Here is a 22,721-nt window from a genome sequence, read left to right on the forward strand (position 1 = left end):
CGTGTGACAGCCACTCCGCACCGGCGGCGCGGAAAGCTCGGATCGGACGCCCGTGCCGCGTATGTGTTCCTGGCGCCGGCTCTCGTGGGCTTCACGGTCTTCGTCGTCTACCCGATGATCCGCTCGGCGTACTTCGCGCTGACGCAGTACAACGGCCTGTCGGACCCGACGTTCGTCGGGCTCGACAACTTCCGCCGGATGTTCACCACCGACCCCACGTTCTGGCCCTCGGTGCGCGCCACCCTGCTGCTGGTCGCGCTGTATGTGCCGACCTCGCTGGTCGTCGGACTGGCCCTGGCGGTCTTCTGCAACCAGCGGATGCGCGGGGTCAGCCTGCTGCGCACGCTGTGCTATCTGCCCGTCGTACTGCCGGTGGTCGCCACGATCACACTGTGGAAGTTCGTCTTCAATCCCCAAGTCGGCCTGGCCAATCAGATTCTGACGTGGCTTCACCTCCCGACGAGCGAGTGGCTGTCCGGTTCGGACACGGCGATGCCGTCGATCGTGATCGTCATGCTGTGGAGCGTCGGCTCGACGATGGTCATCTTTCTCGCCGCGCTCCAGGCGGTCCCGACCGAGCTGTACGAGGCGGCCAGGCTTGACGGCGCCGGATCCAGGACGGTGTTCTTCCGGATCACCCTGCCGCTGATCAGCCCGATCATGGTGCTGCAGGTCGTGCTGCAGATGGTGACCGCCCTCCAGGCCTTCAACCAGCCGAAGATCCTCTCCCCGGACGGGCTGGGCGGCCCCGGGTTCAGCACCAGGGTGCTGATGCTGTCGATCTACGGCAACGGTTTCCCGAAACTCGGTCAGGTCGCGCAGCTCGGCTACGCCTCGGCCCAGGTGTGGGTGCTCTTCCTCGTCATCGTCGTCCTGATCGCCGCCACCGCTCGCTTCTCCTCGATTTGGACCTACAGTGACCACGTCTCCTGACGTCATGAAGACCTCGCCGCCGGCCGCTGCCCCGAAGCCGCTCACCGCCGGCAACGCCGGCCGCCCGCGCGGCAGGGCCGCACGCACCGCGTCCTGGTATGCGGTCGCGCTGCTGATCTGCTCGGTGATGATCCTGCCCATCCTGTGGATGCTCGCCGTCGCGCTCAAAGGCCCATCGGCGGTCTTCGAGGTACCGCCCAAGCTGCTGCCCCACGAGTTCCACTTCAAGAACTTCATCGACGGGCCGAAGGCGATCCACTTTCCGCGGCTGTTGCTCAACTCCGTTGTCATCACCGGTCTTTCGGTGATCGGAGGGGTGCTGACGTCGATGATGGCCGGCTACGCCCTGGCCCGGCTCCGCTTCCGCGGCCGGAAAGTCCTCTTCTACGTTTTCGTCGGAAGCATGCTGCTGCCGCCGGTGGTCGGCATCATCCCGCTGTTCCAACTGTTCAAGGACATCGGCTGGTACGACACCTGGCTGCCGCTGATCGTGCCGGCCTGGCTGGGCGGCAATCCACTGTTCATCTTCCTCGCCCGCCAGTACTTCCTGTCGATTCCCTACTCCATCGACGAAGCCGCCAAGGTCGACGGCGCGGGACACTTCCGGATCTTCGTGAGCGTCATGCTGCCCATCACCCGCCCTGCCTGGATCACCATGTCCATTCTGGCCTTCCAGATGTCCTGGAACGACTACCTCAACCCGCTCATCTACCTGTACTCGTCGGAGAAGTGGCCGCTGAGCGTCGGCATGGCCTCCTTCGTCTCCCAGTTCGCAGGCCAGACCCCGGACTGGAACCTCTACATGGCGACCAACCTGCTCTACATGCTGCCCCCACTGGCCGTGTTCTTCGTGGCCCAGCGCTATTTCATCCAAGGTCTGAGCGCTCTGGGCACCGTCAACCAGCGCTGACCCGCACCACATCAGCCGACCCCACCCCACGCACCAGGAGGCCACGTTGAAACGAACACTCCATGCCGCCGGAGCGCTGTTGGCGGCAGGCGCACTGCTGGCCACGTCGGCCTGCGGCGGCTCCTCGGGACAGGAGTCGGGCGGGAAGACCACGGTCACCGTGATGACCTGGGAGTCGAACGCGACCAACAAGCTCATCGACAAGGCCCTGGCCGGTTTCCAGGACCCCGACATCACGGTCAAGCGCATAGACACACCGAACGGGAACTACAGCGACAAGCTCTCGGCGCTGACCCAGGCCAAGAAGCTCCCCGACCTGTTCTGGTGCGGCAACGACACCGAGCAGCAGTACACCGGTCAGGGGCTGCTCACCGACTGGTCCTCGAAGCTCTCCGGTTCCGGCGACTTCAGTACCGGCAGTTTCGACTCCACGGCCATGAAGAACTGGAAGACCGCCGACGGCAAGATCGGCGGCGTCCCCTCCCTGATGAACACCTACGGCATCTGGTACGACATCGATGCCTTCAAGGCAGCCGGCATACCGGTGCCGACTGCAGGCTGGACCTGGGACCAGATGTACGAGGCCGCCGCCAAGCTGCACGCGAAGGGCGCCAAGTACGGCCTGGTCGCCGACGCCATGACCGCCCTGGACGCCCCCTTCAGTCTCAGCCTCTATTCCCAGTCCGCCGGAGGCGCGCCCTTCACCGACGACGTCCACCACCCCACCAAGGTCACCGTCGACGCCACGTACACCGAAGGCGTCGGCAAGCTCGTGGCAGGGATCAAGAGCGGCGCCGTAGCGCCTCCCGGTTACGACATCTCCAACCAGCAGTCGCTGTTCTCCGCCGGGGAGATCCCCATGCTCTGGAGCGGCCAGTGGCTGGCCGCCGGCTTCCTCACGGACAAACCGAAGATCAAGTACGGGTTCGCGCCCCTGCCCCAGGCCGACAAGCCGGCCACGCTGTACGACGCCGTGGGCATCTGCACCCCCTCGTACACCAAGTACGCGGACGCCACCTTCAAGGTCCTGAAGTACCTCGACTCCACCGTGTGGACCAAGGTGCTCCCCGACTCGCCCGTGGCGGTGCCGGCCTACACCGGTGCTCAGGACTCCTACTTCAACGCCCTCGACAAGGCCGGGCAGACGACTGTCGCCTCCACCGTCAAGACGGATCTGAAGGCCTCGTCCACCATCGGTGTGCGCTTCACCACCCAGTGGGCCAGCCAGGCCAACGACCTGGTAACGGCGTACTGGCCCGACATCCTTCAGGGCAAGAAGCCGCTGTCCGACCTGCAGACCATGGCCGACAAGATCAACGAAGTGATCAAGAGCAACAGTTAGGTGTCCCGCTCCAGTTCGCCCCTGCTCGCGGTCGGCGGGCAAGCTGCCCGCCGGCCGGGGCGTACGACGAGACCGGAAACGTATCCTGAGGGCGTTCGCCCGGTCAGGCCCGCGCGGCACCCTCTCAGGTGGCCGCGACACGTGAAGAAAGGTGGTCTCCGCCCCACGTGAGCAGTCGTCCCCCGCAGCGCCAGAACACCAGGCCGACGATGCGCGATGTCGCAGAGCGGGCCGGAGTCGCCCTCGTCACCGTGTCCCGCGTCGTCAACGGCATCGGGACGGTCCGCGAGGAGACGGCCGACCGTGTGAACGCCGCGATCAGCGAGATCGGGTACCAGCGCAACGAGATCGCGCGGTCCCTGCGCCCCGGGCAGAACTCGATGACCATCGGGCTGCTGCTCGGCGACCTGACCAACCCCTTCTACGCGTCCCTGGCGAAGGCGGCCGTCGAGGTGGCGAGCGTGGCCGGATACGCCGTGCTCCTCAGCACCGCCGACGAGGATCCGAAGGTCGAACGCCGCGCCGTGGGCGAGCTGATCGGGCGGCGGGTCGCCGGGCTCATCATCGTGCCCGACCAGGGCGACCACGCCTTTCTGCACGAGGTCAACAGCCACGACCAGGTGCCCATCGTCTTCGTGGACCGGCCCGCCACCGGAGCCGAGGCCGACGTCGTCCTCGTCGACAACGAGGGCGGGGGACGCACGGCGACCCAGCACCTCATCGACCACGGCCACCGCCGGATCGCGATCCTCGTCGCCCCCTCGTACTACACCACCGGCCGCAGACTGCGCGGATACCGCAAGGCCCTGCGGCAGAGCGGCATCGACGCCGACGAAGCCCTGGTGGTCACCCTGCGGCGCGGCACCACGGAAGAGGCCTCCGCCGCCACCCACGCGCTGCTCACCTCACCGAACCCGCCGACAGCGATCTTCTCGACCACGAGCTTCCTCACCGAAGGCGTCCTGCGGGCGAGCCAGCAGCTCCAGGCCCGGATCGCCGTCGTGGGGTTCGACGACTTCAAGCTGGCCGACATGCTGCCCACCCCGGTCACGGTGGTGACCTCGGACATCGAGGAACTCGGCCGCCGCGCCGCCCATCTGCTGATCGACCGCATCAACGGCGAGGGCGCCCCCTTCCACCGGACCGTGCTGCCGTCGCGGTTGATCGCCCGTGGCACGGGGGAGATGGCTCCCCGGTAGAGGCCTAGTAGAGCGTCGGCCACAGCTCGCGCGGCCACGCGAGCACGGCGTAGAGCTGGGCGAAGGCCGCCTGCTGGATCGCCTCGGTGCCGCCGGAGGAGTTGAAGTGCACAAGACCGGTGTCGGGATCGCGCATCGTGGACCAGATCTCGTCCGCGTAATCAGCCATCGCCTGGTGGTACTTGCCGTCCCCGGTCACCGACTCCAAGAGCAGCAGGTTCTTGAAGAAGATCGAGTTGAAGTACACCGGCTGGGTGAACAGCCGTCCCTGCGTGACGTAGTAGGCGTAGGCCGCCTCGGCGATCCGCTCGGCCCGGCGCAGATACGTGCGGTCGCGGGTCGCCTTGTAGAGGAGGACGTTGACGCCGACCGGCACACCCTGGTTGTACGACCAGACAGTCTTCTCGACCGTCCCCTTCAGGTCGAGATGGTCCCAGTACAGACCGCCGGGACTCTGCAGATACGTGTTCGTCCAGTCGTACAACCGTCTCGCCCAGTCCAGGTAGCCGTCTTCACCGGTGATCTGGTGCAGGCGGAGGGCGAGCTGGGCGCCCGGCATGTTCGAGACGGTGTTGCGGTCCTGACTCCAGTTCGCCTGGGTCCAGAAGACGCCGCCGGGAGCGGCGTGCGCGGATTCGGTGTCCCAGCCCGACTTGACGAGTTCGAAGATCTCCTCGGCCCGGACCAGTGCCGCCGAGTCCCCTGTCTGTAGGTGGAGTTGGACTATCGCCAGGCCCACCCATTCGTTGTCGTCGTAGAACATGTCGCCGCCCGAGCCGTAGGGGGCGCGAGGGTAGGAGTCGTACCCGGGCAGCTCGGTCGTGCCGCCGCCGGCGTTCCAGTAGTGCTCCTGCGCTTTCGCCCGCTCGGCCAACTCCGCCGCGTACCGGGCGTCGACGGCCGCGAGGTCGAGCGCGGCGATGTGCACCTGGGAGTAGGGCCATTCGTAGGAGTACGCATGGTCTGCGGAGGCGGCCGGATACTGCTCGCGGACCAGACCGGAGCCGTCCTTGCTCGCCAGGTGTCTCTCCAGCGCGGCGTAGGCGGCGGTCCCGCGTGACAACGCCCGGGAGCGGTCAGGGTGTTGAGACCCATCTGAGTCCGCCGCGGTGGACGTTCCAGTGGTCGCGCTCATCGTGATCATGGCAGCGACGCCGCCGCCGACCAGCGCCCGGCGAGAGGGATTCAAGCGCATCGGAACGCCTCCATTCAGAGCGCCATGCCTGCACGGGCCGCGCAGGAGTGCAGCGGATGGAAACGTTGCCACTGTCGCGCGGAGTCGTCAACGGTCAGCGCAGCCACAGCAGTTCCCCGCGGCATTCCTCAACGGCCGTTTTTGGTACGGACCATTGACGTCCGATCGGGGTGGTGGGACCTTCACGATGGTTACGTTTCCATAGCTCCGGACACCTGAGTCCGTCCGGCCCCCACGGCGAAACAGGAGACGCAGACATGACCGCCCCGTCAAGACCATGGAGACCCCTGAGAGCAGTGCTCACGCTGGTGCTGCTTGTGGTGCTCGCCCCGCCCCTGCTCCTGCTGAGCTCGGCCCCGCGCGCCCACGCTCTCGACAACGGCCTGGCCCGGACGCCCCCGATGGGCTGGAACGACTGGAACGCCTTCGGCTGCAACGTCAGCGAGACGCTGGTCAAGCAGACCGCCGACTATCTCGTCTCCTCCGGTCTGAAGGACGCGGGGTACCAGTACGTCAACATCGACGACTGCTGGATGGCCTCCGCCCGGAACTCCGCCGGTCAACTGGTGCCCGACCCCGCCAAGTTCCCCGACGGCATCAGCGGCACCGCCGCCTACGTCCACTCCAAGGGTCTCAAGCTCGGCATTTACGAGAGCGCCGGCAGTGCCACCTGCCAGGGCTTCCCCGGCAGCCTCGGCCATGAGCAGACGGACGCCGACAGCTTCGCCTCCTGGGGCGTGGACTACCTGAAGTACGACAACTGCAACCACCAGAACGTGCCCGACCAGCAGCGTTACACGGCCATGCGCGACGCCCTGGCGAACACCGGCCGCCCGATTGTCTACAGCCTCTGCAACTGGGGCCTGGCCAGTGTCTGGACCTGGGGTGCGGCGGTCGGCAACAGCTGGCGCACCACCGACGACATCAACGTCAGCTTCTCGTCGATGTTGTCGATCTACAAGGCCAACGTGCAGCTGGCCCCGTACGCAAAGCCCGGTGCGTGGAACGACCCGGACATGCTGGAAGTCGGCAACGGTATGTCGTTCGCCGAGGACCGCTCCCACTTCAGCCTGTGGGCCGAGATGGCCGCGCCGCTGATCGCCGGTACCGATCTGCGCAACGCCTCGGCGGCCACCCTCTCGCTCTACGGCAACAAGGACGTCATCGCCGTCGACCAGGACTCCCTGGGCAAGCAGGGCACCGAGATCTCCTCAGCGGGCGGTCTGCACGTGCTGGCCAAGCCCCTCGCGAACGGTGACGTGTCGGTGGTCCTGTTCAACGAGAACTCGAGCGCGGCCACGATCACCACCTCGGCCTCCGCGGTGGGCCTCCCGGCGGCGTCCTCGTACCGGGTGAACAACCTCTGGTCGCACGTGATCAGCAGTACCGGCGGCAGCATCGCGGCCAACGTTCCGGGGCACGGCTCGGTCATGTACCGGGTGTCCGTCGGCAGCGGCACCAGTATCGGGACCACGCATCCGCTGATCGGCGCCTCCTCCAACCGCTGCCTCGACGCGTACGACAACCAGACCACCCCCGGCACCAAGATCGAGATCTGGGACTGCGGCGGCGGCGCCAACCAGACCGTGACCCTCACTGCCGCCGGTGAACTGCGGCTCTACGGCGGCACACAGTGCCTGGACGCCAACGGCAACGGCACGTCGTCCGGCACGAAAGTCCAGCTCTGGACCTGCAACGGCGGCGCCAACCAGCAGTGGCGCACCAACGCGGACGGCACCGTCACCGGCGTCCAGTCGGGGCTCTGCCTCGATGTCACCGGCGGCGACAAGCCCACCGGGAACGTCAACGGCACCCAGCTGGAGCTCTGGACCTGCAATGGCGGCGCCAACCAGCAGTGGCGTCTGGGCTGACCGCCTTCACCCCCCTCACGTCCATGGAGCCGACATGAACTCAACGGCAAGACGGATCCGGAGAATCGGGACCGGTCTGATCGCGACGCTCGCCCTCGTGATCACGGTCACCGGCGGCGTCGCGACCGCCGCCCCCGAGGCGACGATCTGCAACAAGTACTGCGACGGCCGCGATCCGGCCCTGTCCCCACAGGACAGGCAGCCCGTCACCGCCACCATCTACTCCCGCACCCTCACCCTGCACTTCGACGACACCGACGCGATGGGCTGGGCCTCGATCACCAACGGGAGCCCGACCGACGAGGTCTGGCTCGACCGCTCCTTCGACGGCGGCCGCACCTGGAGCTCGGGCAGCAAGCTCGGCGACACCACCATCCCGACCGGCCAGACCGGCTGGCGCACCCTGATGTACAACGTCGACGACTGGAACAACAACGGTGTCGGCGCCCTGCGCGCCTGCGGCAAGGCGGGCGACCGGACCGAGATCGCCTGCACCGCATGGGCCCGTACGACCTGGAACGCGTACAGCCGCCCCACCGCGGCGGCCACCGCGCTGATGCAGTCGTACAACAACTCCACCGGCCTGTTCGACACCACCGGCTGGTGGAACTCCGCCAACGCCCTGACCGCGATCATCAACAACGTCAGTGTCACCGGTATGCCCAGCTACAAGTACGCCATCGCCAACACCTACGACCGTCAACTGAGCGCGCAGGGCGGCCAGTTCCGCAACGACTACATCGACGACACCGGCTGGTGGGGGCTCGCCTGGGTCGCCGCCTACGACCTGACCGGCGACAGCCGCTACCTGAGTACCGCCCGCGCCGACGCGGACTACATGGCCACGTACTGGGACTCGACGTGCGGCGGCGGGGTGTGGTGGAGCACGGCGAAGACGTACAAGAACGCGATCGCCAACTCCCTCTACCTGGAGCTCAATGCCGCACTGCACAACCGCATCGGCGGCGACACGACCTATCTCGGCCGGGCGAACGCCGAGTGGTCCTGGTTCAAGGGCACCGGCATGATCAACGGCTCGCATCTGGTCAACGACGGCATCAACCTGTCGACCTGCACCAACAACGGGTCCACCGCATGGTCGTACAACCAGGGTGTACTGCTGGGCGGACTGGCCGAGTTGTACCGCGCGACGGGGGACTCGGCGCTGCTGACCACCGGCCGGCAGATCGGCGACGCCTCGACGACCTCCGCCTCACTGAACTCCGGCGGCATCCTCCGGGAGCCGTGCGAGACGGACGGCTGCGGGGGCGACGGCCCCTCCTTCAAGGGCGCTTACGTCCGAGGACTGAGCGCCTTCAACGCCCGGCTGTCCGACCGCCCCTACACCGCCTATCTCGGGCGGCAGGCCGACTCCGCATACGCCCATGACCGCAATGCGCTCGATGCGTACGGCCTTCACTGGGCCGGGCCGATCGATTCGACCGACGCCGCCCGCCAGCAGAGCGCGCTCGACCTGATGAACGCGGCGTCCTGACGGGTTCCTTCAGCGGGACGGGTTCCTGCGGCGGGCCTCGATCGGCCCGCTGCAGGATCAATCGGAGGTCCACCTCCGTTTTGGGAGTCGAACGATCGAGATGGCGTCGAGCTCCGGCACCGACCGGCCCCCGCAACGGCGGGACGCCGAGGCCAACCGCCGTCGTGTCCTCGCCGCGGCTCGCGAGGTGCCTACTCCCAGGCCGAGACGCGTACGTAGTCGACCGTCATGGTCTGCGGGAAGGAGGTGGACGAGTCGGGATCGCCCGGCCAGTTGCCGCCGACGGCGAGGTTGAGGATCAGGAAGAACGGGTGGTCGAAGACCCACTTGTTGGAGCCCGCGTCGGCCGGCGTACGGGTCTCGTACGTCGTGCCGTCCACGGACCACGTGATGGCGTCCGGTGACCACTCGACGGCGAACGTGTGGAAGTCGTCCGCGAACGCCTGGCCGTTCGGCAGGGTGTAGGGGGCGCCGAGGCCGCCGGAGCCGGAGTAGCCGGGGCCGTGGATCGTGCCGTGGACGGTGCCGGGCTCGCTGCCGACGTTCTCCATGGCGTCGATCTCGCCGCTGTTCGGCCAGCCGACGCTGCCGAGGTCGTCGCCGAGCATCCAGAAGGCGGGCCACATGCCCTTGCCGCGGGGGATCTTGATACGGGCCTCGAAGCGACCGTACGCCTGGGTGAAGGCCTGCGCCGTGTTGAGCCGGGCGGAGGTGTATTTGCACGCGCCGTACCAACAGCTCAGGCCGGACGAGGAGTCGGCGGCGCGGGCCGTGATCACCAGGTGGCCGTTGCCGTCGAGCGCGGCGTTGTCGGTGCTGTTGGTGTAGTACTCCAACTCGTTGTTGCCGTTGCCCGAACCGCCGGTCTCGTGCGTCCACTTGGTGGCGTCCGGCGCGGTGCCGGCGGCACCGTCGAACTCGTCCGACCAGGTCTGGGCGCCGACGGCGGCATCGGCCCGGGGAGTGATGGGGCCGGTCAGCGACAGGCCGACGGCCGTGACGAGGGAGGCGGCCACCAAGGTGGCCAGTCCTCCTAAGGGCAGGGAACGTGAGCGGTGTGCGGCCATACCGAACCTCTTTGTGGGGGGAGGGTGATACGGGGTGGCGGGTGTGGGGGGTGAGTCGAACGGGCTTGATGTTACGCAGAACGATTACTTTGGCCAATGGATCGCCGGGCTACGGAAAACCCTTCGGCCTGCGGGTATTTCCGCAGTCCGGCTCCATAAAGGTCCCTTAGGGTCTGCTTAAGCAAAGCCCGAGAGGTGTCAGGCGGTTACGAGTGTCAGACCGTAGGTGCTCAGGATCTCGTTGACCGGCTGGAACCAGGTCTGGCCGCCGTCGGTGCAGTTGCCCCAGCCGCCCGAGGTCACGCCCTGGGCCTGGTCGCCGGTGATGAACGAGCCGCCGGAGTCGCCGGGTTCGGCGCAGACGCTGGTGCCGGTCAGCTCGTAGACCGATCCCTGGCTGTAGTTGACGGTCTCGTTCTGGGTCAGCACGGTGCCGCAGTGCCAGTGCGTCGTCGAACCGGAGCGACAGATGGATGAACCGATGGGGGCCACCGCCGAGCCGCGGACCAGCACATCGCTGACGGTACCCCAGCCGAGCACGACGGGGACGGTCCACCACCCGTTGCCGATCTGGATGTACGAGTAGTCGTTGCCGGGGAAGGACGAGCCGGCGAAGGTGCCCATGGCCGAACCGTCCCAGCCGACCACGGAGCTGCCGGCGGTGCCGCAGTGCCCGGCGCTGACGAAGCCGCCCACCACCGAAAACCCTATGGAACAGCGGGTGTTGCCGTTGATGTAGTACGGATCCCCGCCGACGGTGCCCGCGGCGAAGGTCTGCGGTGCCTGCTCCGCGGCGGAGCTGCGGACGGTGAGCAGCCCAGCCCAGCCTTGCGCGCCGGCGCCAGGAAGTCCCTTACGGCGGCGCTGTGTTCGGTGCCCTCGCGGACCTCCGCCACCACGCTGCTGGTGCGGGGGTCGACCCGCCAGCTCCGGACGGCCGTGGGGGCGCCGTCCGCCTTGGCAACGTTGTCGAGAGCTGTTTTCGTGGCGTCGAGAGTACGGGCGCTGTGCGCGACCCGCACGACCGTGGCACCGGTGGACCGTACGGAATCGGCCACCGTGCTACCGATGTTGGTGAGCCCGACGACGAGGGTGCCGCGCGCCGAGTCGTACCAGGAGCCGCCGAAAGCCTGTCCCGCCGCTCGCTCGGCCCGGGGTGCGAGCTTCGTCGCGGCGGCTTCCTGCTTCAGCCGCGTCCGGGCCTGCGGCGCGGTGAGTCCGAGGTCCCGCTGGAGGGCGGTGGTCAGGCCGGGGGAGAGGGGGCGGGCGGACGTCGGCTGCGACGGCGCCGCGGTGACGGGGGACAGGCCCAGGGTTCCGGTGCCCAGGGCCAACAGGACGGACAGACCTAAGCGAAGTCTGGTCAGGCGTCGCATGGGAACGCTCCTTCATTTCCGTGTGGGGCGGGAATGGTATGGACCTGTGAGGCGACAGTTTCCGAGAAATGCTGTGTGCATGTCAATGCCATGAGCGGATCAGACGAGTCGCCAGAGGTGGTCGGGAGTGCCGTTGTCGTTCCACTGGGTCACCTGGGCGCCGTTGGCCTGGGACGCGCCGTCGACGGCCATGAGCTTGCCGCTGTGCACGTTGACGATCTTCATCCAGCCGTCGCCGCTGTCGACGAATCGCCAGAGGTGGTCCTCGGTGCCGTTGTCGTTGTACTGCTGGACGTGCGCGCCGTCGTCGGTGCTCTGGTCGTGAACGGCCAGCAGCTTGCCGGAGTTGCGGTTGTAGATCTTGACGGTGCCGTCGCCGTTCTCGACCACGGTCCACAGATGGTCGGCGGTGCCGTTGTCCTCGTACTGGGTGACCTCGGCACTGTCGGCCAGGGACATGCCGCTTACGGCCAGCAGCTTGCCGGAGTTCTTGTTCTGGATGCGCGACCAGGTGACGGCGGAGGCCGCCGGGGTGTTCATCAGGGCGAGGGCGCCGCCGATGACAGGGCGGTCGGCGAAGCCCCGCTGGGCGCCGGTGGCGACGACGTACCAGTCGGTGAAGGGCACCCGCGACGGCGTGCTGTTCGCGAAGCCGTAGACGCCGTTGACCAGCATGGCGCGGGCGTCGGCGTGGTCGGCCAGCCAGGCCGCGGTCCACAACTCCCAGTCCGTCTTGGTGTAGTCGTTGCGCGGATCGAGCAGCACGCCGTACGTCCCCGCCTGGGACAGGTACCAGGAAGCCTCCTGCGCGGCGACCCCGGTGGGCACCAGGTCCAGGCCCAGCAGACGGTCGGCGAAGCCGTTGTACTTCAGGCTCCAGGTGCCGTCCTGGTCGTACGCGAGCTTGAGGTGTGTACCGGAGGAGTCCTGGGCCAGCGTGACCCACTGGCCGGCGTAGCCGCGGGCGACGGCCAAGTAGTGCGACGCGTCGGAGGTGTTGGACGCCGCATCGGCCACCACGCTCATGGCGCCGATGCCGATGATGCCCTTGAGCGCGAGGTTGGCGCTGTGCGCGATGAAACCGGTGAAGTCATCGGTCTGGTTCTGGTAGCCGGGGTCGAGGGCGCCTGCCACCAGATACTCGGCCCACTGGTGGAGGATCGCGTAGTGGGTGGTGGCGAAGGAGGCCGCCTCGGCCGCCGGAAGGCGCTGGATCACGGCCGCCGCCATGATCAGCAGGTTCGCGGACTCCTCGACCGGCATGGCCTCCTCGTTGCCGTCGAGGTGCCCGGACGCGTTCGGGTAGACACCGAGGTCGTGCTGGGCGTACTGCATGGGCCAGCCGGCCTTCTCCGCGTAGTACAGATGGGGTTCGAGCAGCAGTCGCATATACGCGGGCGAGAGGTAGAGATAGGCGGGGCACGCCGGGTAGACGACGTCGACGGTGGAGAAGTCGCCGTTGGAGGAGATCTCCTTGAGCATCGCCCACGGCGAGCCGTTCCGGTCCACGAGTTCCGTACCGGCAACGGCCTGACGCAGCGCCAGGGCGCAGACGGCCGCGTAGTGCTCGCCGGTGTCCGAGCCGCCTGCCGCGCTCGCGGCCTCGTCGTGGATCTTCTGGTCCAGGGCGCCGGCGGCGGTCAGGGCGGCGGAGCGGTCGCTGTCGAACCAGTCGAGCATGTCGGTCCACGAGCTCCAGTAGTGCGTCCACCACGGATTGAGATTCGCCCCGAGATAGCTCACCGCGGGGGTGCGCACATGCCCGATGACGACCTGGAACACCGTCGACGGGCTGCCGGAGGCGACGGTGCCCAGATCGCGGTGGAGACCCAGCACCGGCCAACGGTCGTTGATGGCACGGGGGCTGGCGGTGTCGGAGGTGCCCGCGAGTACCCCGTTCGTGGCGGACGCCGCCCGTACGACGGTGTCCTGGCCGATCTGCCAGGACAGTCCCCGCGTGGTGGGCGAGGCCAGCACCAGCGAGCCCCACGACGCCTGGTCGCCGGACTCCGCCAGCGTCCCCGGGCTCGACGGCCGGCAGGTCAGGGCGGTCATGGCGGCGGTCTGCTGCTGGGACCAGGTGACCTGCGTGGAGTTGTCGCCGTGCACCCACTCGGCGGAGGCATCGATGTGTACGTCGACGGTGTGGCTCGCTCCCTCGCCGCTGGCGGCCTGGATGCTGATGTAGCTCATCGGCACGCACTGGCGCTGAAGGTTGCCGGGGTCCACGGGCGAGAAGAAGGTGACCGTCAGGGTGACGCCGCCACCGGTGAGGGTGAAGACCGAACGGGTGGCGGTGAGTTGCAGCGAGGTCTGCGTCATCGTGCTGAGCGTCGGGCCCTCGGGCAGGGCCGGGCTCCCGAGGAAGACGTACGGTGTCCCGTCGATCCGGGCGATGCCGCACAGGGCGGTGACGCGCCCGTTCCAGAAGGTGGGCCAGGTGCCGGCCAGGCTGTCCCCGGCCAGCCAGGTGGTCAGATACGGCGAGCGTACGGCGAGCGGCGTGGCGGGTGGGCGCAGTGGACTGAACGTCGAAGCCGCGGCCCTGGCCGCCGGGGCGGCGGCATGGGCGGGCGGCCCACTCATGCCGAGGCCACCCATGACGCCTGCGGCGGCCACGCCACCCCAGCGCAGCAGGCCACGTCTGGACAGCGGTGGCAGACCAGTGGCGAGGGGAGGGCCTTCGTTGTCTTCGGGGTGGGGCATGGGGGGCTCCTTCCGTGGGGGCGACGGCAGTCCGACATCGTTGTCAACACGGGTTGCTGACGGGGTGTCACGGCGGAACGTGCTGCGTGCCAACGGAACCAATGGCGGCGGACGGGCCGGTCCCCGGGTCGGGACCGCCGCGTGGGCGGGTGCTGCGCCAGTCCTCTTTCCAACGAGGGAAAGGGCAGCACCCGCGGATGACAGCACGCCGTGTGACGGGTGTCCAGCCCTTGCGCAGCACTCGCCCTCAGCGGCGCTGTTCAGGTCGTGAGATAGCAGGACTTCGTGACACCCGGCAGCGGATCGCTGCCGAAAGCCGCCGTCGTACAGGGAGTTCCACTCGTGAACGACTTGTAGAGGAAGCGACCCCGTGCGCCGTACGCGACGGTCTGCGTTCCGCTGAAGCTGCAGGTGCTGTCTTCGGCGGCGCAGGACGTGCCGTATCCGGGCGGACCTCCCGTGGCGGTGTAACAGGCCTTCGACTCCCCGGGAATGGGGTCACCGAAGACCGCGTCGGTGCATGCGGTGTCGCCGGTGGCCGTGACCTTGCTGAACGCTCCGTAGGCGCCGTACATCACCGGCTGTCCTGCGGCGGCGGAGCAAGTGCCGTTCTGGGCAGCGCACTTGGTCCAGTTGCCTGACGGGCCGCCCACGGGCGGCAGATAGCAGGACTTGGCGACACCGTCGACGGGATCGCCGAAGTGGGCGTTGGTGCAGGCGACGGAACCGTTGGTGACCTGGTAGGCGAAGGACCCGTTGGCCCCGTACGCCACCTTGCGGTTGTAGCCGGGAACCGAACAGCTGCTTCCCTCGCCGGCGCAAGTGGTGTATCCGGGCGGGCCACCCGAATCCGCCACGTAGCAGGACTTGACGAGATTCTTGGCAGGATCGCCGCCGAAGGAGGCGTTGGTGCAGGCAGTGCTGTCGGCCACCGTCTTGTACGTGTACGACCCGGCCCCGTAGGCCACGACCCGCGTACCGCTGAAGGAGCACGTGCCGCCCTCGCCGGCGCACCGGGTGAAACCGGCCCGCAGCTCACTGGTGCCCGGATCGGCGGGCGCCGTGGGATTGCCCAGGCCGGTGGCACTCACGCTGTAGCTGCCCGGGGCGACACCGGTGAGATAGACGTAGGTGTCGTCCTGGCTCGCGCCGGTGATGCCCGAAGTGGGCGTGAACGAGCCGTTGTTCCACACCACGGCTCCGTTCACCGACACCGAGATGTTGCTGCCGCCGAACTTGGGAACGCCGATCCGGCCGGTGGTGCCGGAGGGGCTGGTGAGCTGCGCCGAGTAGGTGCCGGCGCTCGCATTGCGGGACCAGGACGCGTTCACGCGGCCCTGGGGCATCGTGATGCGGCCCTCGGCGCTGGTCAGATCGCCGGGGTGCGGGACGAACCGGTAGTCGCCGGCCGCCGACTCCGGTGCGGTGCCCAGCACGTCGAAGGTCAGCGTGGAGGTCGGCGCGGTCGACCAGCCGTGGGCCATGCTCATGAACGAACCGCCGTAGGCCGGGCCGCCGTCGGCCTTGACCCCCTCCCAGAACGTGCTGTTGGTGCCAACGGGACTGTCCAGCATGTGACCCCAGGTGCGGCGGATCTGCGCCAGGGCGCCGTAGTCGTCGTTCGCGGTGAAGCGGGCGTTCAGCTCCATCCCGCCCGCGAAGGGGGACACGTTGCCGCCCCACTCGGGGGTGGTCGGCCCGTACGCACCCCAGCGGGTGCCGAGTCCGGCGACGATGCTCTTCGACTTCGCCGCGGAGTCGGTCAACCCGTACCAGACCGCAAGGGAGTTGCCGTCCTGCGGGTGCAAGGCGCTGGTGGGGTTGTCCCGGTACATCCCCGCCGACGCGTCCCACAGCAAGGAGTTCGCGGCGGACTTGAGCGCGGCGGCCTTACTGGTCCAGCTCGCGGCGAGCGAGCTGTCGCCCTCCACGGTGGCCAGGGCCGCACCGGACTTGAGCGTGGCGTACAGCAGCGCGTTGGCCGAGATGTTCTCGCCACCCTGGCCGACGCGCGCCCAGTCCTGCGTACGGGTCACATTGAGCAGGTTGTTACTGTCGATCTTGTTCGTGATGAAGGTCATCCCGCGCTTGTAGTTGGCCCATTCGGAGTCGAGCCAGCTGCGGTCGGCGGAGTAGGTGTAGTACGTGGCCGAGCCCAGCAGCGTCCACGTGTGGTACGTGTCCGAGCCGGTGAGGTTGAACGGCGGGCCGGACCAAGGGATTTCACCCGCCGACGACTGCGCGTTGTACATCGTCGTGAGCGCGTTGCGCGTCGAGACCAGATCGTTGGTGGACGCGTACTGGGTCGGTACGGCGATCCCGAGGTCGCCGGGCCACACCGTACGGTCGCGCTTGGCACCGTCCACCAGCACGCTGTCGCCCACGCTGACCGTCGCGCTGTTGTCCCACGCGGAGGACGGCGCCGGCCAGGCCCGTCCCTGGTCCGAGGCGATGGTGTCGAGCTGCACGGTGTACGCACCCGCGTACCAGATGCGGTTCAGCTGATCGTCGCTGGAGGAGAAGTAGTTGGCGTAGTCCGCCGGGTTCGACTTTCCGGGCGCCGCCGTGAAGCTGAGGCTCACGCCGTTCAAGTCCACCCAGCCCGAGGTGTTCAGAAAGATCGTCAGATAGCGAAAACCGCCGCGTAGTTGTGCTGTAGGCACCGTGTACGTGCCGTTGGCGGGCGCCGAGCCGTAGACGGCCCCGTCCTCACCGTCGCGGCCGCTGCTCCGATCGCTGCTGTTCCCCACGTACAGGGACGATTCGCTGAAGGCCAGGCCCACCCGCTGGCCGCCGTCGCTGGTGGAGCCGAAGGACAACGTTGTCACACCGCCGACGTCTTTGCCGAAGTCGAGGGTGATGGCCGACTGCGACCCCGAAATACGCGTCGACTGCCCGTTCAGGACGTTCGCCGGATTCGCGACACTGCCCGAAGTGCCGTACACGGCGGTCGGCTTGAGCGTCCGCGAGGTCGGCGAATAGTTCAGGGCGTCAAGTGCCGCCGTTCGTAGGGCTGTTGAGGCCGTCGTGTCCGGCCCGGTCGAGGCGGCGGCCGGTGGGATGAGCCCTGCGGTCAGCAGGGCTGTGAGGGTGACGATACGGCCGGCGGTATGCCGGAGATCGGTGCGTCTGGAGTGCAGGAAGCGGCGATGACGCATGGGTGCCTCCCGGGTCGGTACTGCGAGGTGGGGGAGAGTTTTCCGCTGACGACGAGGTGAAGGTGAAGCGAGAGATGAATCGATTCAATTCCAGTCATCGGAACCGGAATGGTTCATCACGCAAGGGATTGTGTGAGGCAGCTCGCTGAAGTTGCACCGATGATGAGGGTGGGGAGTTGGGGTGTCAACCCACCGCGTGTGGCACGTTTCAAGTCAGGGAATGGAAGGCCTCGCGTCATTGACAGGGACTCGACACGGCGGTTCACTTCCTCCGAGACAGGTACGGACCAGCGCTCGGATCAAGGCTGACCGGCGAGCCTGTCGAGTTGTCGAAGAGCGCGCTTGTTGGCGCCCCCACCCCCAAGAGCGAGGCGAGTTCGATGACGGACCTGCGCGAAGACAACGTTGTCAGAAGGCTGATCAGACTGCTCCTCGTCACCGCCATGGTCGCCGCCGGCGCGCTGGTTCCCCTGTCGACGCCCGCGTCCGCCGCCACCACGGTGTGCGCGCTGTTCTGCGACACGCGGGATCCCTCGCTGGCCCAGCAGGAGACCTTCCCGGTGTCGACCAAGGACCTCAACGGCCGCCGGCTGAAGCTCCATGTGTCCGATGCCGACGACATGGCATGGGCCAGCATTGACGGCGGCACGCCCGGCGACTCGGTCTGGATCGACCGGTCCTGGGACGGCGCGAGCACCTGGGACGGGCTGCTGGGCAAGGCGAGCATCCCGAGTACCTGGACCGGCACCAGAACGCTGATGTACAACATCACCGACCCGAGCAACCGCAAGCGCGGTCTGGTCCGGGCCTGCGGCGACGCGAGCGCGGTGGGCTGCACGGACTGGGTCTACCCGACTGTCTGCGACACGCTGTGCGACCGAACCGACCCCGGCCAGGCGGCCGGTGACGACCAGCCGGTGTCCTCGACCACCCTGTACGGCCGCACGATCCGGCTGCACGTCGACCAGAAGAACTCCATGGCGTGGGGCAGCATCGAGGGCGGCGGCTCGGGCGACGAGATCTGGCTGGACCGTTCCTGGGACGGCGGTTCGACCTGGCCGGACGGGTCCTCGCTCGGCCGCACCAGCACGCCGTCCGGTTCCACCACGACCCGCACCACGATGTTCGCCACCCGCGATCCGCGCGGTCTCCTGTACGGCGGCGCGGTCCGCGCCTGCGGCCGGGAGGCCAGTCACAATGAGGGGAGTTGCACCGCCTGGGTGCGGCCGGCGCCGTCGCGGGCGCGGGCGGGGGCGGACGCGCTGATGGCGTCGTACGACCCGTACGAAGGCTGGTGGAAGAGCAGTTGGTGGAATTCGGCGGCCACCCTCACCGCTCTGATCGACTACGCGAAGACCTCCGGCAACCATGACTACGACTGGGTCATCGCGCGCACCTTCGATCAGAACAAGGGCACCTTCGCGGCCGGCGTGCGCAGTTCGGACGCGATCGAGGGCCACTTCATCAGCCGGGCCATCGACGACGCGGGCTGGTGGGCCGTGGCCTGGCTGGACGCGTACGACTACACCGGCAACTCCCGCTATCTGAACGAGGCGGTGACCATCACCACGTACATCAACCAGTACTGGGACAGCACTTGTGGCGGTGGCGTGTGGTGGGACCGCGAGCGCACCTACAAGAACGCGGTGACCAACGGGCTGTACCTGTGGCTGACCGCGTCCTTGCACCAGCGCCTCAGCGGCGACACCGTATGGCTCCAGCGGGCGACGACGGCCGCGGCCTGGTACAAGTCCAGCGGGCTGATCAACTCCTCGGGTCTGGTGAACGACGGGCTGAACTCGTCGACCTGTGCCAACAACGGCCAGACCGTCTACAGCTACAACCAGGGGCTGGCCATCGGCGGTTTCCTCCAGCTGTACAAGGCGAACGGGGACACCTCGGCGCTGACCACCGCCCGCACTCTGGCGGACGCCGCGATGTCCAGCTCGCAGCTGACCGTGGGCGGGGTGCTCACCGAGAACTGCGATGTCGGCTCGGCGAGTTGCGACGACAACGCCAAGCAGTTCAAGGGCATCTTCATGCGGCACTTCGCCGACCTCGCCAAGGCCACCGGAACCAGCACCTACACCTCGTACGTCCAGAAGCAGTCGGACTCGATCTGGGCGAACGACCGCACCTCCCTCAACGCCCTCGGTGAACGCTGGGCGGGCACCGGCCCGAACCAGACCGACTGGCGCACCCAGGCCAGTGCCCTCGGCGCGCTTACCGCGGCCGCCGGGTGAACTGTCACGCGATGTCGTTTGCCGTTCAGCGCGTATGGCACCGTCGTGTCGGCCAAGACGATGTCGCTGAGATTGAACGGCACTTGGGGCCTTGTGGTGGGACGATGGCTGTGCTCCTCTCGCCGGGGGCACCGATGCGCCTGTCGAAATCCAAGGTCGATCTGTACGCGGCGATCCGCCGTGCCGTGCGGTTTGTGGAACGGGTCGATCCATTCGGGTTGCAGTGCCCGGTGTGCACGGGGGCGTGGCGTGTTCATCAGCACGTTGCCGTTGTCCTTCCACTGCCCGCCCAGGGACGGACCGGTGCGATCGCGGGCGTGCCGCCGCCCCGCTATCCTGATCAAAGTTGCATATATATGTGCAAATAGTTCAGCTGGCGTCGTTGCTGCCCCAACCCTGCAGGGAAAGGAAGATCAGCATGACTGCAGTGCTTCCCCCTCCCACTCCGATCCTGGAGCCCGCGGCGAAGGACCTGACCGAGGCGACCTCCCCGCATCCGCGGATCTACGAGGTGCCGCCGGATCAGGGGCGTGACATCCTCGCCGGCCTGCAGACCGGAGAAGGTGTCGCGAAACCCGACGTCGAGGAGGAATGGGTGACCGTCGACGCCGGCAGGTGGGGGCAGGTACGCACCCGCATCGTGCGCCCGCGCGGCATCTCCGGGACGCTTCCGGTCGTCCTCTACATCCACGGAGCCGGGTGGGTGTTTGGCGACGAGAACACCCACGACCGCCTCGTACGCGAACTCGCCGTCGGCGCCGGCGCGGCTGCGGTCTTCCCCGTCTACGACCGGGCCCCCGAGGCCAAGTACCCCACCCAGATCGAGCAGAACTACGCCGTGGCCCAATGGTCCGTCCGCGAAGGCGCACAGCACGGCCTGGACGCCTCGCGCCTGGCCGTGTGCGGCGACTCCGTGGGCGGAAACATGGCCACGGCCCTCGCCCTGATGGCCAAGGACAGGGGCGATGATGTCCGGGTCGGCTGCCAGATCCTGCTCTACCCCGTCACCAACGCCGACTTCGACACCCCGTCCTACCTGCAGTTCGCGGACGGGGACTACCTGACCCGGGACGGAATGATCTGGTTCTGGGACCAATACACCACCGATGCCGCCCAGCGCGCCGAGCCCTACGCCTCGCCGCTGCGGGCCAGCATCGACCAGCTGCGCGGCCTGCCCCCGACCCTGGTCATCACCGACGAGGCCGACGTCCTGCGTGACGAGGGCGAGGCCTACGCGGCCAAGCTGCGTGAAGCCGGCGTCGACGTCACCGCGGTCCGCGTTCTGGGCATGGTCCACGACTTCCTGATGCTGGACCTCCTCCGTGACACCAACGCCACCAAGGTCGCTCGTCACCTCGCCATCGACGCACTCAAGACCGCCCTGCACGACTGACAGCGATGATGTCAGTGGTGACGCTTCGGCGGTTCCTGCTTCGCCGATGAGCGTGTTGAGCTTCCTCAAGATGCTCAGGCGCCAGATGTTCGGCCGAGCCGGATTCCAACTCCGTTGGAAACGGGTCCTGCTCGCTCCGTGACTGCGCTTCGGGTCCCGCTCCAGGCCCTCACCGGATGCCGAGCGGAGTGGCGAAGGAGGCGAGCGACACGTTCACCTATGTGCCTGGCTCCGACCAACGTCAGCGTGGTGGCGGGGAGCCCTCCTCGTCGTGCCGCTCGCGGACAGTCGCCGTCACCAGGGAGGGAAACCTCAAGGGTTCTGCGGGCGTCGACCGACCTGACCCACCGGCAGCGTGAGCGTCGCGGGCCGCAGTCCGGGGGCGCTCGCCGTGAGTGTGACCCGGCCCGGTCTCTTCGCGGGTCGGAGGATCGCGAGTCGGGAGTTCGAGCGACGAGTCGGCCGTGGCGTCCGGAGCGACACTCTGCGCGGGTGCCTGTCGTGTGGCGACGACGTGCCCGCGCGGGTCGTGGACCGTGACCCGTACGTACGCCGATGCGGACTGCGCACCGAGATTGGCGACCGACACCGCCACGTGAGCGGTCGAGCGGCTCTCGCTCACCTCGGGCGTCGTCACGTGAACGCCCCAGAGCGGGATCCGCACCGGCCCCGTCACCGTCAGCCACGTATGCCGGTAGATCCCCGACCCCGAGTACCAGCGGCTGTTCTGGCCGCTGTTGTCGGCCCGGACGGCGAGCATGTTCGCCCCCGTCGGGTTCAGATACGGGGTGAGGTCGTAGGCGAACGACGTGTAGCCGTAGGGGTGGAAGCCCAGGTGCACGCCGTTCAGCCAGACGTCCGCGTTCTGGTAGACGCCGTCGAACCGTAACTCGACATGCGGCGCACCCCGGTCGCCCGCGAGCTCCGGCACCGTGAAGTGCTTGCGATACCAGCCCATCCCGCCCACCGTGTACGCGGTCGAGCCGCCGTTCTGGCTGTTCTTCGTGTCGAACGGGCCGATCACTTGCGGGGGTTCGGGCTGGGTCGGGTCGGGCTCCTTGAGCACGAGGAGGGACGGGTCGCTGGTCGCGCCGCCGTCGGCGGATGTGGCGTACGGGAGGTCCTAGATGCTCCAGTCGTGCGGAGGGTCGAGCGCCCGCCAGGAACCGTCGTCGAAGGACGGCGCCTCGGCACCGTTCGCGTCGCCGCGGAAGAACAGCCACCCTTCGTCGAACGACCGCTCACGTGCCCACACGGCCTGGGCGGGATCATCATCGGCGGCTGCTGCGGCCGACTGTTCCCACGCGAACGCCGCAGTGCCCGCGGCCACCGCTCCGAGCTGCAGCGCCCGACGCCGCGTCACACCGTCCGCGGTACCGCGCGAGTGCACTGGTACGTCATCACCGGCCTGCTCCTCCGCATCGTCATCGCGTCTCTGATCATTCATCGCCATGTCGCCCACTCCGCCTAAGATTCGGTATTTCGAACGGCAGCCAGAATGCTGAACTGTCACAGACATGACAGAATTAGAACGGCGGAGCCGCCGGGTCAAGACACCTGACGTAGGGCCTGATCCGTCGGTATTCGACGTACTGCCGCTGAAGGGCATTGATCCGGTGGTCGTCATGGCACGGACCGAAGCGATACTGACCGGCTGTGGCTATGACGAGGCGTCCGCACACCCACGCTCCGGACTACTGCTCTCGGGCCCGGAGGGGTCAGGTGATCCAACATCCGCCCAGGGCTGAGGTGGGGGGGGGGGGGGGGGGGGGGAGACCCCCCCCCCCCCCCCCCCCCCCCCCCCCCCCCCCCCAAAAAAAAAAAAAAAAAACA

General features: G+C 67.9%; 13 protein-coding genes and 2 pseudogenes. 8 read left to right on the forward strand and 7 right to left on the reverse strand.

What is annotated here, in order from left to right; translation table 11 throughout:
* The first annotated feature begins 3 nt into the window (after positions 1–3).
* From ACZ4WS_RS32095 to ACZ4WS_RS32110, 4 genes are all read left to right on the forward strand, one after another.
* Positions 4–933, forward strand: coding sequence for a carbohydrate ABC transporter permease (locus tag ACZ4WS_RS32095; protein ID WP_467986039.1), 930 nt, complete (start codon positions 4–6; stop codon positions 931–933).
* A gap of 4 nt (positions 934–937) precedes the next feature.
* Positions 938–1,843, forward strand: coding sequence for a carbohydrate ABC transporter permease (locus ACZ4WS_RS32100; RefSeq protein WP_467986041.1), 906 nt, complete (start codon positions 938–940; stop codon positions 1,841–1,843).
* Positions 1,844–1,889: 46 nt separating this feature from the next.
* On the forward strand, positions 1,890–3,185 hold the full coding sequence (locus ACZ4WS_RS32105) for an extracellular solute-binding protein (RefSeq protein WP_467986042.1): 1,296 nt from the start codon (positions 1,890–1,892) through the stop codon (positions 3,183–3,185).
* Between the two features lie 167 nt (positions 3,186–3,352).
* Complete coding sequence (locus ACZ4WS_RS32110; RefSeq protein ID WP_467986044.1) at positions 3,353–4,384, forward strand: LacI family DNA-binding transcriptional regulator; 1,032 nt, start codon at positions 3,353–3,355, stop codon at positions 4,382–4,384.
* Between the two features lie 4 nt (positions 4,385–4,388).
* Here the strand turns inward: ACZ4WS_RS32110 and ACZ4WS_RS32115 are convergent, their stop codons facing one another.
* Positions 4,389–5,579: a glycoside hydrolase family 76 protein gene (locus tag ACZ4WS_RS32115; protein WP_467986045.1), complete on the reverse strand. Its 1,191-nt coding sequence runs from the start codon at positions 5,577–5,579 to the stop codon at positions 4,389–4,391.
* Between the two features lie 257 nt (positions 5,580–5,836).
* Here ACZ4WS_RS32115 and ACZ4WS_RS32120 point away from each other — a divergent pair, with 257 nt between their 5' ends.
* Positions 5,837–7,450: a glycoside hydrolase family 27 protein gene (locus ACZ4WS_RS32120; protein WP_467986047.1), complete on the forward strand. Its 1,614-nt coding sequence runs from the start codon at positions 5,837–5,839 to the stop codon at positions 7,448–7,450.
* Positions 7,451–7,484: 34 nt separating this feature from the next.
* A complete protein-coding gene (locus ACZ4WS_RS32125) occupies positions 7,485–8,945 on the forward strand; it encodes a glycoside hydrolase family 76 protein (protein ID WP_467986049.1) in 1,461 nt (486 codons plus the stop codon).
* Positions 8,946–9,145: 200 nt separating this feature from the next.
* Here the strand turns inward: ACZ4WS_RS32125 and ACZ4WS_RS32130 are convergent.
* The 4 genes and pseudogenes from ACZ4WS_RS32130 to ACZ4WS_RS32145 all read right to left on the reverse strand — a co-directional run.
* A pseudogene (locus ACZ4WS_RS32130) lies at positions 9,146–10,012 on the reverse strand (glycoside hydrolase family 16 protein); the annotation flags it as partial.
* A gap of 198 nt (positions 10,013–10,210) precedes the next feature.
* Positions 10,211–11,388 (reverse strand): annotated as a pseudogene (locus ACZ4WS_RS32135) (S1 family peptidase).
* Positions 11,389–11,487: 99 nt separating this feature from the next.
* Positions 11,488–14,094 (reverse strand): glutaminase domain-containing protein, encoded by a 2,607-nt coding sequence (locus tag ACZ4WS_RS32140; protein ID WP_467986051.1) that lies wholly within the window; start codon positions 14,092–14,094, stop codon positions 11,488–11,490.
* A 260-nt stretch (positions 14,095–14,354) separates the two neighbouring features.
* Positions 14,355–17,252 (reverse strand): alpha-L-rhamnosidase-related protein, encoded by a 2,898-nt coding sequence (locus ACZ4WS_RS32145; RefSeq protein WP_467986052.1) that lies wholly within the window; start codon positions 17,250–17,252, stop codon positions 14,355–14,357.
* 380 nt (positions 17,253–17,632) lie between these two features.
* Between ACZ4WS_RS32145 and ACZ4WS_RS32150 the strand changes: the two genes are divergently transcribed.
* A complete protein-coding gene (locus tag ACZ4WS_RS32150; RefSeq protein WP_467986054.1) occupies positions 17,633–19,495 on the forward strand; it encodes a glycoside hydrolase family 76 protein in 1,863 nt (620 codons plus the stop codon).
* Positions 19,496–19,913: 418 nt separating this feature from the next.
* Positions 19,914–20,888 carry an alpha/beta hydrolase gene (locus ACZ4WS_RS32155; RefSeq protein WP_467986056.1) on the forward strand — a complete coding sequence of 325 codons (975 nt, stop codon included), beginning with the start codon at positions 19,914–19,916 and terminating at the stop codon, positions 20,886–20,888.
* Positions 20,889–21,129: 241 nt separating this feature from the next.
* Here ACZ4WS_RS32155 and ACZ4WS_RS32160 read toward each other — a convergent pair whose 3' ends face one another.
* Both ACZ4WS_RS32160 and ACZ4WS_RS32165 read right to left on the reverse strand, forming a co-directional pair.
* Positions 21,130–21,954: a sugar-binding domain-containing protein gene (locus ACZ4WS_RS32160; protein WP_467986058.1), complete on the reverse strand. Its 825-nt coding sequence runs from the start codon at positions 21,952–21,954 to the stop codon at positions 21,130–21,132.
* A gap of 57 nt (positions 21,955–22,011) precedes the next feature.
* Positions 22,012–22,341 (reverse strand): hypothetical protein, encoded by a 330-nt coding sequence (locus ACZ4WS_RS32165; protein ID WP_467986060.1) that lies wholly within the window; start codon positions 22,339–22,341, stop codon positions 22,012–22,014.
* Positions 22,342–22,721: the final 380 nt, after the last annotated feature.

This window comes from Streptomyces sp. NPDC029292, from assembly GCF_055569295.1.